Source organism: Arthrobacter sp. CAU 1506 (genome assembly GCF_005047635.1).
Lineage (GTDB): Bacteria > Actinomycetota > Actinomycetes > Actinomycetales > Micrococcaceae > Crystallibacter.
On sequence record NZ_SUKC01000003.1, the window covers coordinates 46,768 to 61,856 of the forward strand.

12 protein-coding genes are annotated in these 15,089 nt (G+C 67.8%); all 12 read left to right on the forward strand.

The window, feature by feature from the left end:
• The first annotated feature begins 101 nt into the window (after nucleotides 1-101).
• Nucleotides 102-476, forward strand: a complete 375-nt coding sequence (locus tag E4J89_RS05250; protein ID WP_136785060.1) for a DUF3040 domain-containing protein — start codon at nucleotides 102-104, stop codon at nucleotides 474-476.
• Nucleotides 477-888: 412 nt separating this feature from the next.
• Nucleotides 889-1,320 carry a division/cell wall cluster transcriptional repressor MraZ gene (mraZ, locus tag E4J89_RS05255; protein WP_136785061.1) on the forward strand — a complete coding sequence of 144 codons (432 nt, stop codon included), beginning with the start codon at nucleotides 889-891 and terminating at the stop codon, nucleotides 1,318-1,320.
• Between the two features lie 210 nt (nucleotides 1,321-1,530).
• Entirely contained in the window at nucleotides 1,531-2,520 is a 990-nt protein-coding gene (rsmH, locus tag E4J89_RS05260) for a 16S rRNA (cytosine(1402)-N(4))-methyltransferase RsmH (protein ID WP_136785062.1), read from the forward strand.
• Nucleotides 2,517-3,206 (forward strand): hypothetical protein, encoded by a 690-nt coding sequence (locus E4J89_RS05265; RefSeq protein WP_240691726.1) that lies wholly within the window; start codon nucleotides 2,517-2,519, stop codon nucleotides 3,204-3,206. Before rsmH ends, E4J89_RS05265 begins: the two co-directional genes overlap by 4 nt.
• A 27-nt stretch (nucleotides 3,207-3,233) precedes the next feature.
• Nucleotides 3,234-5,012 carry a penicillin-binding protein 2 gene (locus tag E4J89_RS05270; protein WP_240691727.1) on the forward strand — a complete coding sequence of 593 codons (1,779 nt, stop codon included), beginning with the start codon at nucleotides 3,234-3,236 and terminating at the stop codon, nucleotides 5,010-5,012.
• Between the two features lie 110 nt (nucleotides 5,013-5,122).
• Nucleotides 5,123-6,667, forward strand: a complete 1,545-nt coding sequence (locus E4J89_RS05275) for a UDP-N-acetylmuramoyl-L-alanyl-D-glutamate--2,6-diaminopimelate ligase (RefSeq protein ID WP_240691746.1) — start codon at nucleotides 5,123-5,125, stop codon at nucleotides 6,665-6,667.
• Nucleotides 6,668-6,673: 6 nt separating this feature from the next.
• Nucleotides 6,674-8,197 (forward strand): UDP-N-acetylmuramoyl-tripeptide--D-alanyl-D-alanine ligase, encoded by a 1,524-nt coding sequence (gene murF / locus E4J89_RS05280; protein WP_136785064.1) that lies wholly within the window; start codon nucleotides 6,674-6,676, stop codon nucleotides 8,195-8,197.
• On the forward strand, nucleotides 8,194-9,306 hold the full coding sequence (gene mraY, locus E4J89_RS05285) for a phospho-N-acetylmuramoyl-pentapeptide-transferase (RefSeq protein ID WP_136785065.1): 1,113 nt from the start codon (nucleotides 8,194-8,196) through the stop codon (nucleotides 9,304-9,306). The genes murF and mraY overlap by 4 nt, the downstream gene beginning before the upstream one ends.
• Nucleotides 9,303-10,835: a UDP-N-acetylmuramoyl-L-alanine--D-glutamate ligase gene (gene murD, locus E4J89_RS05290; RefSeq protein WP_240691728.1), complete on the forward strand. Its 1,533-nt coding sequence runs from the start codon at nucleotides 9,303-9,305 to the stop codon at nucleotides 10,833-10,835. Before mraY ends, murD begins: the two co-directional genes overlap by 4 nt.
• Entirely contained in the window at nucleotides 10,835-12,157 is a 1,323-nt protein-coding gene (gene ftsW, locus E4J89_RS05295) for a putative lipid II flippase FtsW (RefSeq protein WP_136785067.1), read from the forward strand. The genes murD and ftsW overlap by 1 nt, the downstream gene beginning before the upstream one ends.
• Nucleotides 12,158-12,199: 42 nt before the next feature.
• The gene (gene murG, locus E4J89_RS05300) at nucleotides 12,200-13,309 is read left to right on the forward strand and encodes an undecaprenyldiphospho-muramoylpentapeptide beta-N-acetylglucosaminyltransferase (protein ID WP_136785068.1); all 1,110 of its coding nucleotides are present in this window, start codon (nucleotides 12,200-12,202) and stop codon (nucleotides 13,307-13,309) included.
• The gene (gene murC, locus E4J89_RS05305; RefSeq protein WP_136785069.1) at nucleotides 13,306-14,730 is read left to right on the forward strand and encodes a UDP-N-acetylmuramate--L-alanine ligase; all 1,425 of its coding nucleotides are present in this window, start codon (nucleotides 13,306-13,308) and stop codon (nucleotides 14,728-14,730) included. The genes murG and murC overlap by 4 nt, the downstream gene beginning before the upstream one ends.
• The last annotated feature ends 359 nt before the right edge of the window (nucleotides 14,731-15,089 follow it).

Below are 15,089 nucleotides of genomic sequence, written 5' to 3' on the forward strand. Positions count from 1 at the left end.
AGGGGTCAATACGGTTCCGGTAGGTGTCAGGAACTCTTGTCCCGCGGGGATCGTTGAACGACTGAGTCAGCCCTCGGGGGACTGGAATAAAGGAGGCTCAGATGCCACTCTCAGAGCATGAGCAGCGGCTGCTGGAACAACTCGAGCAGCAGCTGCATGCTGAAGACCCGAAGTTTGCCAGCCACATGGAATCGGCCAGCGGCCGATCACTGTCGACGCGCCACATCGTTGTGGGTTCCCTCGTCGCGATTGCCGGAATTCTGGTCTTGCTTACGGGTATCCTCAGCCAGATCATTGCCGTCGGTGTTCTGGGATTCGTCATTATGGGCGCCGGTGTTTACTGGGCGACGACGCGGCGGACCGGGGCGGCGTCGCCGCGGTCGAGCGGAAACAAGCAGCAGTCATCGTCGAAGGGCGGCTTCATGGCCAACCTGGAAGAGCGGTGGGACGAACGCCATCACGGCGAAGACCGATAACCGACAGACCCCGAGAAGAGCGGCCGCGGAGTCGCTCCACTTTGCTCCACTCGGTTGTCTGAGCCGCCGTGCACGAAGGCAAGACCCGTTGAATAACGGGTCTTTTCGTGTTTAAGCGGCCTAATGCGTCGTCAGAGCACCCCCTTTTTACTCCACTGCGCCCCAGCGGGCCCGCCTTCGCGTGCTGAGCGAAGAACTTGCACTGCCCGGGGCGGTCCGTCCTCCACCACCCCTCCACTTCCCTCCACCCGCGAACTTCCTCGCCGTTCCGCGGAGCGCGCCGGACATTTCCAGCTACAAAACCGGGTTGGAACAGTTGACTGTGGCGTGATGTGGAGTAAAGTGGAGGACATAAGAGGGTAGTGGTGACGCAGGGGGTCGACGGTCTCCTCCAATCGGCAAGGTGGTGGCGATGTTCCTCGGGACACATTCGCCGCGGCTGGACGAGAAGGGGCGCCTGATACTCCCGGCAAAGTTCCGCGACGAACTTGCCGACGGTCTCGTCCTGACGAGGGGCCAGGAGCGTTGCATCTACGTCTTCAGCCAGAAGGAATTCGAACGGGTCCACGAGGAGATGCGGAAAGCTCCGATATCTTCCCGCCAGGCCCGGGACTACATTCGCGTCTTTCTGTCCGGAGCCTCTGACGAAGTACCTGACAAGCAGGGCCGAGTCACCATCCCGGCGGCACTGCGAAGCTACGCAGGACTGGGCAGGGAACTGGCAGTGATCGGTGCGGGTACCCGCGCGGAGATCTGGGACGCCCAGGCTTGGGAGAACTACCTCTTGGAGCAGGAAACCGCCTTCTCCGAAACAGACGAAGAAGTTTTGCCGGGAGTCTTCTGATCCGGTACCACAACACAACACGCGGCACGGATGTTCTTGGATGAGATCTCCAGCCGCCCGGCAGGTTCATCCTGGCTCACTTCCCCGGAGCCAGGCGGGGCAGGCCAGGCGCGGATGGGGATCTGGTCCAAGGACCTTCGGCCTTAAAGACTCCAGGGTCAACCGGCCCATTGGACGAGGCAGACACCAGCAGGAAAGAGAGCACTGAGGATGAACAGCGAGCGGCCGGCAGGGGAGCGCCATATCCCGGTGCTCCGCGACCGCTGCATCAACCTCCTCGCCCCTGCCATCGAACGCGCCATCGAGGAACGCGGCCGGGCAGTGGTGGTCGACGCCACGCTGGGCATGGGCGGGCATTCGGAGGCCATGCTGCAGCGCTTTCCGCAACTGCACGTGGTCGGCATCGACCGGGACGAACAAGCATTGGCACTGGCCGGAGAGCGGCTTCGGCCCTTCGCTGAGCGCACCGATCTGGTCCACGCCGTGTACGACGAGATCGCCGACGCGGTTGAGGACCTCGGCATCGGAGAGATCGACGGCGCCCTGTTTGACCTGGGTGTCTCCTCGCTGCAGCTGGATGAGCGGGACCGCGGCTTTGCCTACTCTTACGATGCACCCCTGGACATGCGGATGGACACCAGCAGGGGCATGACTGCCGCGGACGTCGTCAATACCTACAGCGAGGCCGACCTGGTGCGCATCATCCGGCGCTGGGGCGAGGAAAAGTTCGCCGGCCGCATCGCGTCCAGCATTGTGGCCGCCCGGGACGCCGCGCCGCTGACCACCACGGGTGAACTCGTGGAAGCCATCCGCAAGGTAGTGCCGGCCGCTGCCGCCAAGACCGGCGGGCACCCGGCCAAACGCACTTTCCAGGCGCTGCGCATCGAAGTCAATGAAGAGCTGGACGTGCTTGAGCGGGCGCTGCCTGCCGCCATCGATGTGCTGGCGCTGGGCGGGCGGATTGTCGTGATGTCCTACCACTCGCTGGAGGACAAGATCACCAAATCGGTGTTTGGCCAGCTGGCGAAGTCGTCCGCGCCGCGTGGCTTCCCCGTCGAGCTGGAAGAGCACAAACCGCAGCTGAAGACCTTGACCAAGGGCACGGAAGTACCCACGGCGGCAGAAATCGAAGAAAACCCGCGTGCGGCCTCCGCCAAACTGCGGGCGGTAGAACGGATCCGGAACAGGAGCGCAAAATGAGTGCCCACGCAGCCCGTCCCGACCAGCAGCAGTACATGCACGGCAGCGCGGCTCCGGCCGGCCGTCCCAACGCCTCGCCCCGACAGGCGCCCCGCCGTACCCCCCTGTCCGTCGTTCCCAACAGTCCCGCCCGCAAGCGCGTGCCGTTCGCCCTGTTCTGCTTCACCGTCCTGGTGCTGGCCCTGGGCAGCGTGCTGGTGCTGAACATTTCGGTGTCCAGCGGGCAGTACAAACTGGTGGAACTGCGCAACGAGCAGGTGTCCCTGGCCCAAGCGAACGAAAAACTGACACAGCAACTGGAAAACAACCAGGCTCCGCAGAATTTGGCCGCGAAGGCGGCAGACTTGGGAATGGTGACGTCGCCGTCGGTCGGCTCCATCGATCTGGGAAGCCAGAAAGTTGCCGGAAAACCGAAAGCGGCGGAACAGGGTGCAGCACCGGAGCTTCTGGTGGCGCAGCCGGAAAACCCCGGCCACCAGCCCGCAGCGCAGCCTGGGGCTGGGAAAAAGAGCAGCGACGCCGTTGCGGCCAAGCCTGCTGCCCAGTCCGCGGCCGCGGCCGAAGCAGCAGCCGCAGAGAAAGCAGCCCAGAAGGAAAAGGCACAGCAGGATAAACCGCAGAAGGCAGACGGGAAGCAGCTCAACGGCGGCAGCATCCCGGCGCCGAAGCAACAGACAGGGCAGTAACTGTCCGGCAACGCAAACGAGGTACCTGTGGCAGCACCAACGGCCAACCGCCAGCTCCCTGACCGTACGGCGCGGGCCACCCGGCGGCTCCGGGCCGGACTCGCCATCGTATTGGTCCTGCTGGTGATCCTTGGGGCGCGCTTGTTCCAACTGCAGGGACTGGACACCGCTGGCATGGCCCAGGCCGCCGTGGACAAGCGTCTACGTACCGTCGACCTGCCGGCACTGCGCGGCGAAATCGTGGACACCAACAACAAGGTGCTGGCCCGCAGCGTTCAACGGTTCGACATCGTGGTGGACCAGCGCCTGGTGGAGGACTACACCCGGTTTGATCCGATCAGCCAGGAATCCGAAGACATCAAAATCGCCGACGCCATCGCGGAACTGGCCGGGATCCTGGGCCAGGACGCGAAGACCGTCACCAAAGCAGTCACCGGCGAGAAGCCCTTTAACTACGTGGCCAAATCGGTCACCCCGGAAGTCCAGCAGAAGATCGAGGGCCTGGCTTTTCCCGGGCTGTCCGCCCGTGAGACCACCATCCGCAACTACCCGGCCGGCGCCGTGGCGGGTTCCGTGGTCGGGTTCATGCGCTCGGACGGCGTGCCGCTCGAAGGCATCGAGGCGTCCCAAAACGACGTTCTCTCCGGGACGCCTGGCTCCAAGACCTACGAGATCGGGGCCGACGGTATCCGCATTCCGGTGGGAACCAATGAAGAGGTCCCGGCCGTCGATGGCCAAAGTGTCCGTCTGACCATCAACACCGACATCCAGTGGTACGCGCAGGAAGTCATCGCCGAGACCGTCAAGGACTACGGCGCCGAATACGGCACCGTCGTCGTCCTCAATGCCAAGACCGGCGACCTGATCGCGCTGGCCGATTCCACCACGGTGGACCCCAACGACCCCGGTGCCACGCCCGACGGCGACCGGCAATCGATGGCGGTGACCCGCGCCTTCGAGCCAGGCTCAACCACCAAGATGATCACCATGGCAGCGGCGATCGAAGAAGGGATCACCACGCCGGCGTCGCGCTACACGATTCCGCCCAAGTACACCGTCAACGGCCAGACCTTCCAGGACGCCACACCGCACGGAACACTGACGCGCACCACGGCCGGAATTTTTGCCCAGTCGCTGAATACCGGGACCACCATGATCAGCGAGCAGCTAACCCGGCAGCAGCGCTATGACTACCTGCGGAAGTTCGGGATCGGCCAAAGCTTCGACATCGGCATCAACGGCGCCACCGGTGGCCTGCTGGCGCCTCCCGACACGTGGGACGGCCGGCAGGAATTCACCGTGATGTTCGGTCAGGGCCTCGCGCAGACCGCGCTGCACACGGCTGTTGCGTTCGGCACCATCGCCAACAACGGCGTGCTGATGCAGCCGCGGCTCATCGACGCCTACATCGACCCGGACGGCACCGAGCACGAGGTGCCGGCCAAGAAGGGCAGCCGGGCCGTCTCCAAGAAGACCGCCAACCAAGTGCAGGACATGTTGGAGACCAACCCGAAGTACCACAGCGGCAAGGCCGGTAACATTGAGGACTATCGGATCGGGGTCAAGACCGGAACGGCGGAGGCACCGTCCGCCAGCGGGGGGTTCAGCGGCTACACCATCTCGATGGCCGGCATCGCCCCGATGGAGGATCCGGAGTTCGTCGTCGTTGCGACCATCCAGCGGCCGCAGGGCGGCGTGCTGACGCTGACCGCCGGACCAACGTTCAAGAAGGTCATGACGCAGGTCCTCAACGCCTACAACGTGCCGCCGTCCACCAGCAAACGGGTAGACCTGCCGCTGGATTGAGCCAACCTGGAGAATATGTGAGTTCCACCGCCGACCAGCCCCACCGGTCCGCCTCGCCCCTGCGGCCCCAAACGGTCAGGCCGGTCCGCCTGGCGGAGCTGCGCAGCACGCTGCAGCACCGCGGCCTTCCGGTACCGGAAGGAGACCCGGCGACGGAGGATCTGGCCTTCACCGGCATCACCATCGATTCGCGTTCCGTGGAGCCGGGCGACCTGTACATCGGCCTGCCCGGCGCCCGCCGGCACGGCGCCGGCTTCGCGGCCCAGGCTGCCGCTGCCGGTGCAGCGGCCATTTTGACGGACGACGACGGCGCCCGGCTGGCCGTCGGCGAAGCGCCGGGACTGCCCGTGCTGCGGTCCGCGGAGTTGCGTGCCCTCGTGGCCCCCCTGGCCGCGGCCATTTACCGCAGCCAGCCCGATGGCGGCACAGCACCCACGCTCTTCGGCGTGACCGGGACGAACGGAAAGACCACCACCACCTACTTCATCAATTCGCTGCTGGCGGCGCTCGGACAGGTCAGCGGACTGATCGGCACGATCGAGATCAAGGCAGGCTCCGAGGCGATTCCCAGCGCCTTGACCACGCCGGAGTCGCCGGAGGTCCACGGGCTGTTGGCCCTGATGCGCGAACGGGCGCTGGATGCTGCCGCGATGGAGGTCTCCTCGCACGCCATTTCCTACCGGCGGGTGGACGCTGTCCGGTTCGACGTGGCCGGCTTCACCAACCTCACGCAGGACCATCTGGACCTGCACGGCAGCATGGAGGAGTACTTCGATACCAAGGCCCGCCTGTTCGAGCCGGAACGTACCCGCAGGGCGGTGGTCTGCGTTGACGACGGCTGGGGCCGCCGGCTCGCAGAACGGGCGCAGTCCGGGGGAGTGGCGACGACAACGCTGGCCACCGCCGGCGGCAGCGCCGACTGGACCGTCGAGGGCGTGGTCCGCAAAGGCCTGGGGCACCGGTTCGAGCTGCACGGCCCCGCCGGCGAAGTGCTGCGCCTGCACACCGGGCTGCCCGGCACCTTCAACGTCTCCAACGCCGCGCTGGCCGCGGTGATGGTGCTGGCTTCCGGGACCGACCCGGCACGGCTGCAGGAGGCGCTGGACAGCGCGGACCCGCTCACCGTTGAGGTCCCCGGACGAATGCAGCTGATCAGTGAGAATCCGGCTGCCATTGTCGATTTCGCCCACAATCCGGACGCACTGGAGCGGACCCTGGCCTCGGTCCGGCGCCCCGAACCAGGGGCCCGGGTGATCGTGGTGTTCGGCGCCACCGGAGAGCGCGACCAGACCAAGCGCCCGCTGATGGGGGCCATCGCGGCCCGGCTGGCCGACGTCGTCGTGATCAGCGACGACGACCCTCATGGCGAGGACGCGGCCCAGATCCGCGCCGACGTGCTGGCCGGTGCCCGGGCGGCGGTGGAGAAGGAACACCTGACCGCCGAAATCGTCGAGGTGTTCCCCCGCGCGGAGGCCATCGAGCGAGCCGTCGCGATGGCTGCGGCGTCGGACACGGTGCTGGTTGCCGGCCGCGGACATGAGGTCTGGCAGGAGGTCAACGGGGAGAACCTGGCCCTTGACGACCGGGTGGAACTGCGCGAGGCGCTGCACCGGCATGGATTCGGACTGCTCTCCCAGAAGGCGGTAGAGTCCTAGATCGTCATGATTGAACTAACTGCAGCCGACATTGCGGCGATTACCGGCGGACGGGTCATTGGGGAGCCGGTCGACGGCATAGGGGAGACCGCCGACATCACCGTGAGTTCCGCCACCACAGACTCCCGCGAGATCGAGCCCGGCGGACTGTTCGTGGCCAAGCCGGGCGAGACCGCGGACGGCCACTTCTACGTCGGCGCCGCGTTCGACGCCGGCGCCGTGCTCGCTCTCACCGAACGCGAAGTAACCCATGCCTCGGGCCGGGTCCTGCCGCAAATCATCGTGCCCGATGCCGTTCTGGCCATGGGCGCCATCGCTTCAGCCATCGTGGCCCGGCTGCGTGCCGCCTCGGGGCTCGAGGTCGTGGGCATCACCGGCAGCGCCGGCAAAACCACCACCAAGGACCTGCTGGCCGGCATCCTGGGTCTGGTGGCGCCGACCGTGGCGCCGATCGGCTCCTACAACGGAGAGGTTGGCGTACCGCTGACGGTCTTCGCCGCGGATTTCGAAACCCGCTACCTGGTGGTCGAAATGGGGGCCACAGGCATTGGCCACATCGAGTACCTGGCCGACATGGTGAAGCCAAGCGTCGGCGTCGTGCTGGGCGTCGGCAGCGCCCACGCCGGGGAATTCGGCGGCGTGGAAAACATCGCCATCGCCAAAGGCGAACTGGCCGAGGCGCTGCCCGTCAGCGGAACCGCCGTACTCAACGCCGACGATCACCGGGTCAAGGCGATGGCCACCCGCACCGGCGCCCACGTGCTCTACTTCAGCTCCGACGACGGTTTCAGCCTGCCCGCCGGTAGCACCGACCAGCTGCTGCGTGCCCGCGGAGCCCGTACCAACGAGGCCGGCCACCCCGAATTCACGCTGTGCTTCCCGGACGGCACCGAGCACCCGGTTGCGTCCGGTCTGATTGGGATCCACCATGTGGCCAACCTGCTGGCTGCCGCCGGCGCAGCCTGGGCACTGGGCGTCCCCGCGGAAACCATCGCCGCCGGCCTGAGCGGGCGCGGCCCGGCCAGCCGCTGGCGGATGGAGCGGACCGAGCGGCCGGACGGCGTGACGGTGATCAACGATGCCTACAACGCCAACCCGGAATCCATGCGGGCCGCGCTGCGCACGCTGGCCGAACTGGGCCGCGGCCGCCGCACCTGGGCCGTGCTCGGCGAGATGCTGGAACTGGGCGATGACACCGTTCACGAGCACGACGCGATCGGCCGGATCGTGGTCCGGCTGAACATCTCGCGCCTGATTGTGGTCGGCGCTGGCGCCCGGGCCATGCACACCGGAGCAGTCATGGAAGGCTCGTGGGGCGACGAATCGATGTGGGTCGCCACCCCCGACGAGGCGCACCGGGTGCTCGAAGAGCAGCTGGCGCCGGGCGACCTGGTGCTGTTCAAGTCCTCCAACGGAGCCGGACTGCGGCATCTGGGCGACCGGGTAGCATTAGGAACCCCGTCGCCGGACGATCCCGCGGCGGCTGCAGTGCGCAGTTCCGTCACCCAAGAGGAAGGCCAGGCGCAGTGATAGCCCTGCTGATCGGTTCTGCCCTGGCACTGGTCCTGTCACTGCTCGGGACCCCCCTGTTCATCAAGTTGCTGGTGAAGCGCGGCTACGGCCAGTTCATCCGCGACGACGGTCCGACGGCGCACCACACCAAGCGCGGCACGCCCACCATGGGCGGCGTGGTCATTGTGGCGACCGTGGTGCTGTCCTATTTCGCCACCCACCTGGGCATGTGGCTGATCAACGGGGGAGCGCACGCCGGTCCCACCGCGTCCGGCGGCGTGCTGCTGTTGCTGATGGCCGGCATGGGCCTGGTCGGTTTCCTGGACGACTTCATCAAGATCTCCAAGCAACGCAGCCTCGGGCTCCGGGCCTGGGCGAAGATCGTGCTGCAGGGTATTGTCGGCATCCTTTTTGCGGTGCTGGCGCTGAGCTTTCCGGACAGCCTGGGCCGGACCCCTGCGTCGCTGAACATCTCCTTCACCCGGGACATCCCCTGGCTGGACCTGGCCTTCGGCGGCACGGTGCTGGGCACCATCCTGTTCATCATCTGGTCCAACATCATCGTCACCGCGGCCACCAACGGGGTAAACCTGACCGATGGGCTGGACGGCCTGGCTGCGGGAGCATCGGTGATGGTCTGCGGAGCCTACATGCTGATGGGCATCTGGCAGTTCAACCAGAGCTGCGGTTCCGTCAAGGTGCCGGGCGAGGCCTGTTACGAAGTCCGAGACCCGCTGGACCTGGCCCTGCTGGCCGGTGCGCTGGTCGGCGCACTGATCGGCTTCCTGTGGTGGAACACCTCGCCCGCCAAGATCTTCATGGGCGACACCGGTTCGCTGGCGATCGGCGGCGCGATTGCCGGGTTCGCCATCCTGTCCCGCAGCGAGCTGCTGCTGGTGGTCATGGCCGGACTGTTCGTCATCATCTCGCTGTCGGTGATCATCCAGGTGGTCTTCTTCAAGCTCAGCGGCGGAAAACGCGTATTCAAGATGGCCCCGCTGCAGCACCACTTCGAGCTCAAGGGCTGGGCCGAAGTCACCGTCGTGGTGCGCTTCTGGATCATTGCCGGGCTCTGCGTGGCGGCCGCCCTGGGCATCTTCTACGCAGAATGGGTCCTGGGCTCGTGAACCGACTTGATGGGTTGACCTCCTGGGACGCGGACTGGGCCGGACTGCGCGTCGTGGTCGCCGGCATCGGACTGTCGGGCTTTTCCGCCGCTGACACCCTGATCGAACTGGGTGCGTCAGTGGTCGTCGTCGATGGCCGCGATACGGAGGAAAACCGCGCCAAGGCCGACACGCTGAAGATTGTCGGCGCCCGCGAAGTCCTGCTCGGTGGCGAGCACGGCAGCACCCTGCCCGACGTCGGCGGGGAACCTGCCGAATTGCTGGTCACGTCGCCGGGCTGGAGCCCCCAGACACCGCTGCTGGCCGCGGCTGCGGCCGCGGGAATCCCGATTTGGGGCGACGTTGAACTCGCCTGGCGGGTGCGCGAACGCGCCGGGCGGCGTACTGCCGAGTGGCTGGCCATCACCGGCACCAATGGCAAGACCACCACGGTGGGTATGGCCGAATCCATGCTGCAGGCGGCCGGGCTGCGTGCCATCGCGGCCGGCAACGTGGGCACGCCGATCCTGGACGCCGTGCGCGATCCGATCGGGTACGACGTGATCGCGGTCGAACTCTCCAGCTTCCAGCTGCACTGGACCCACACCATGTCCCCGCTGGCCTCAGTGGTGCTCAACGTGGCCGAAGACCACGTGGACTGGCACGGCTCCTATGCGGCGTACCTGGCCGACAAGGCCAAAATCTACGAGCAAACCAGGATCGCGTGCGTCTACAACGCCGAGCAGCGCGAGACCGAGGAGATGGTCGAAGCCGCCGACGTCGTCGAAGGCTGCCGGGCGATCGGTTTCACCACCGGCATGCCCGCCGTGAGCATGGTCGGTGTGGTGGAGAACCTGCTGGTGGACCGGGCCTACATCCAAGAGCGCCGCGACTCGGCGGCCGAGCTGGCCAGCCTGGCCGATCTGGGTGAACTGGCGCCGCGGCACCAGGTGGCGAATGCGCTGGCCGCCGCCGCCCTCGTCCGGGCCTACGGCGTGGAGCCGGCCGCGGTCCGCGAAGGCCTGCGGCGGTTCGATCCCGGGTCCCACCGGATCCAGAAGGTCCTGGAGCAGGCCGGGGTGCTGTGGGTCAACGACTCCAAGGCCACCAACCCGCACGCCGCCTCGGCCTCGCTGGCGTCCTTTTCCTCGGTGGTGTGGATCGCCGGCGGATTGTCCAAGGGCGTCAACTACGACGAGTTGATCGCTGACCACGCACGCAGGCTGAAAGCGGTGGTGCTGATCGGCACGGACAACTCGTCCCTGCTGGCGGCGTTGCAGCGACACGCCCCGGATGTCCCGGTCATCGGGGTCCCGCCGGAGGAAACTGAAGACAGGATCCCGACGCCGGGCATCTCCGTCGGCGAGATCGTGATGGCGGCAGCCGTGGAAGCTGCCGCCGGCATAGCCGCCGACGGGGACACCGTCCTGATGGCCCCGGCTGCCGCCTCCATGGACCAGTTCACGTCCTACGCGCACCGCGGCAATGCGTTCATCGAAGCCGTCCGCCGGTTCGGGGAAGGGCGCGCACCGTCGACCAAGGAGCAGTAATGGCCAGCAGCGGCACCCGCAGCGGACGTCGGACGTCCGCCCCCGCCGTCGCCGGCGCTTCGGGCACCGCAAGGACACCTGACGCCCCTGCCGCCAAGCTCCGACGGCTCCGCGAACGCGGCACCGACGTGTTGGACCGGATCCAGGGCACGGGAACGCAATCCAGCGGTGCCAGCTATTACTTGATCCTTGGCTCCGCCCTGGCGCTGACCGCCATCGGCCTGCTGATGGTGCTCTCCTCGTCGGCGGTGGAATCCATCGCCGACGACAATTCGCCGTTCAGCCTGTTCATGCGGCAGGCGCTCTTCGCCGGCCTCGGCGTCACGGCGATGCTGGTCCTCTCCCGCTGGAAGCCCGCCACGTACCGGAAACTGGCGTGGCCGGCCCTTGCGCTGTCGGTGGTCCTGCTGCTCTTGGTCTTCACGCCGCTGGGTGAGTCGGTCGGCGGCAACCGCAACTGGCTCACCTTGCCCGGCGGAATGTCCTTGCAGCCGTCGGAAGTCGCCAAGCTGGGGATGTCGCTGTGGATGGCAACGGTGTTGGCGGCCAAGGAGCGGCTGCTCGGCAACTGGAAGCACCTGGTGGTCCCGGTGGTGGTTCCCGGCGCGGTCCTGGTGGTCGGCCCGGTGCTGGCCGGCAACGACTTGGGCACGGCAATGATCCTGATGCTGATCATTGCCGGCGGACTGTTCTTTGCCGGCGCTCCGTTGAAGCTGTTTGGCATCGCCGGCCTGGGCGCTGCCGCGCTGGTGCTGCTGCTGGTGGTGGTCAGCCCCAACCGGATGGGCCGCATCCTGATGTGGACCGACCAGGGCTGCGAAACCACCACCGGGCTGAACATGCAGTCCTGCAACGGGCTCTTCGCGCTGGCATCCGGAGGCTGGTGGGGCGTGGGCCTGGGCCAGAGCCGGCAGAAGTACAACTGGATACCGGAAGCCCACAACGACTACATCTTCGCCATCATCGGCGAAGAACTGGGGCTGCTCGGCACCATGGTCATCCTGGCCCTGTTCGGGGTGCTGGCCATCGCGCTGGTGCGCACGGTGATGCGGCAAGAGTCGCTTTTCGTCCGGATCTTCGCCGGGTCCATCATGGTCTGGATCATCGGCCAGGCCTTCGTGAACATCGCCGTCGTCACCGGACTGCTGCCGGTAATCGGCGTGCCGCTGCCGTTCATCTCCTACGGCGGGTCGGCCCTGACCGTGACCCTGGCCGCCGTCGGTGTACTCTTGTCCTTTGCCCGGACCGGTGCAGCCGGCCGGAAGAAGCCGGGAGGACTGGTCGCCCGGCTGCGGCAGACATCGTCCGCCGGCCCCCGCTGAATCCATCCACCAGACGCCGAGCAGAAGGTATTCCGCCACACCATGAACATTTCCAAGCCCTCTGTGGTCCTGGCCGGAGGCGGCACGGCGGGGCACGTCAGCCCGCTGCTGGCCATCGCCGGGGCCGTGGTCGAGGCCGCCCCCGCTGCCCGCATCCTCGCCGTCGGCACCGCGGCCGGCATGGAGACCCGCCTGGTGCCCGCGGCCGGCTACGAACTGGCCACCATCGGACGGGTGCCGCTGCCGCGCCGGCCCTCGCTGGACCTGGTGAAGCTGCCATTCAAATTCGCCGCGGCAGTCCGCCAGGCCGCCCGTATCATCAACGGAGCGCAGGCCGACGTGGTGGTGGGCGTGGGCGGCTATGTCAGCACACCGATGTACATCGCGGCCAGGATGGGCCGGGTGCCGATCGTTATCCATGAAGCCAACGCCCGGCCCGGCCTGGCCAACCGCGTGGGGGCCCGGCTGGCCGAGCGGGTGGCGGTAGCGTTCAAGGACACCAAGCTGCCCGGAGCCCGCTGGGTCGGCATGCCGATGCGGCGGGAAATCGCCAGCCTGGACCGGCAGTCGTCGCGCAGCGCCGCCCGCCGGAGGCTGGGACTGGCCCCTGAGAAGCCGGCGCTGATCGTCACCGGAGGCTCGTCCGGCGCGCTCAGCATCAACCGGACCATCGCCGCCGTGCTGCCGGAGCTCTCCGCGGCCGGCATCCAGGTGCTGCACATCACCGGCCGGAACAAGGCGCTGCTGGATGCCCAGGGTCAGTTGCTCGCCTCGCCCGGCTACCACCAGGTGGAGTATGTGGACGGCATGCAGGATGTCTACGCGGCGGCCGACCTGCTGCTGGCCCGCGCCGGCGCGGCCACGGTCTGCGAAGTCGCCGCCGTCGGCCTGCCGTCGGTGCTGGTGCCGCTGCCGCATGGGAACGGCGAACAGGCGCTGAACGCAGCCTCTCTGGTGGAGGCCGGCGGCGCCGTGCTGGTCCGGGACGCAGACTTCACCGCGCGCTGGGTCACCGACCACCTGCTGCCGCTGCTGCAGGATCCGGCGCGGCTTGAGCAGATGTCGGAGGCAGCGCACGCCCTCGGGATCAGGGATGCGGACGCACGAATGGCACAATTGGTGCTCGAGGCAATGGGGGAGGAGCACCGATGAAGGCCACTGATTTCCACACCACCACGCGGCTGCCGTTCGGCGAGCTCGGCGCCGTGCACTTTGTTGGACTCGGCGGCGCCGGCATGTCGGCCATCGCCCGGATCCTGCTGGCCCGCGGGGTGCCCGTGTCCGGCTCGGATGCGCGCGACTCCGCCGTCCTGCGGCAGCTGGAGGCGCTCGGCGCCACGGTCTTCGTGGGCCATGAAGCGGGCCATGTCGGCGGTGCGGACACGGTCGTGGTCTCCACCGCCATTCGGCCGGAGAACCCCGAACTGCAGGCTGCCGTTGCCGCCGGCCTGAACATTGTGCACCGTTCGGTGGCGCTCTCCGCCGCCATGGAGGGCAAGCGGCTGATCGCGGTCGGCGGCACACACGGCAAGACCACCACCACGGCCATGGCCACGGTGATGCTGCAGGCTGCCGGGCGCGAGCCGTCGTTCGCGATCGGCGGCGATGTCGCCGCGCTCGGCGTCAACGCCGCGCACGGGGAAGGCGACCTGTTTGTCGCCGAAGCGGACGAATCCGACGCCTCGTTCCTCAACTACCGGCCGCAGGTCATCGTCGTCACCAATGTGGAGGCGGACCACTTGGACCACTACGGGTCCGCCGAAGCCGTCTACGCCTCCTTCGATCAGTTCGCGGCGCTGCTTCCCAGCGACGGCACGCTGGTGGTCTGCCTCGACGACGACGGCGCACGCGCCTTGGCGGAGCGGGTGGCAGCGTCCGGCGCGGCCTGCCGGGTGCTCGGCTACGGCTATGCGGCGGACGCCGAGCTGCGGATCATCGACAGCGAGTTCGCCGGCTCCGGCAGCGCCAGCCGGCTCGAATACCCGGGCGGCACCTGCACCCTGCGGCTCCAGGTACCTGGTGAGCACAACATCCGGAACGCGGCGGCCGCCGTCGCCGTCGCCATCACGCAGCGCATCGATCCCGCCACCGCAGCCGAGGGGCTGGCCGGTTTCACCGGGGCAGCCAGGCGCTTCGAAGCCAAGGGAGCGGCGGCCGGGGTCCGCGTGTTCGACGACTACGCCCACCATCCCACCGAGGTCCACGCAGCCCTGACCGCCGCGCGCAAGGTTGCGGCCGGACATGCCGTGCATGTGATCTTCCAGCCGCACCTGTTCTCGCGCACTCGGGAGTTCGCCGCGGAGTTTGCCCAGGCGCTGCAGCTGGCCGATTCGGCCGCGGTGCTGGATATTTATCCGGCCCGTGAAGATCCGATCCCTGGTGTCACCAGCGAACTGATCACCAAGCGGTTGCCTTCCGGCAGTTACGCGCCGGACCCGGCCCGCGCCGTGGCGGAGATCGTCGCACGCTCACAGCCCGGCGACATCGTGCTGACCGTCGGGGCCGGTGACGTGACCCAGTACGGCCCCGTCCTGGTCGAGGCCTTGGAGCAAGCTTCCCCGGCCGTGCAATGAGTCCGCGCAAGCCACGTACTCCCGCGCGCCCCGCCGCCCCGGCCGGGCGGCCGGAGGACACGCTGCCGGCGGCGGACGCCACGCGGCAGTCCGGACCCGAGCGCACGACGCCGGACGGCCCGGGGGCGGGGGTCCGGATCACCTCCGGAAGGGTGACGGCCTTGCCGCCGGCATCCGGTCGCGAGGCGACATCCGGGACCGGGGGAGCCACCGGAAACGGGGCAGCAACCGGGACCGGGGGAGCCACCGGAACCGGGGGAGCAACCGGAACCGGGGCGGCAAACGCGCCGGGCCGGCCGGCCAAGCGCGCCGCAGGCACCCGTTCCCCGGGGCGCGGCACCGGTGCGGCAGCGTCTGGG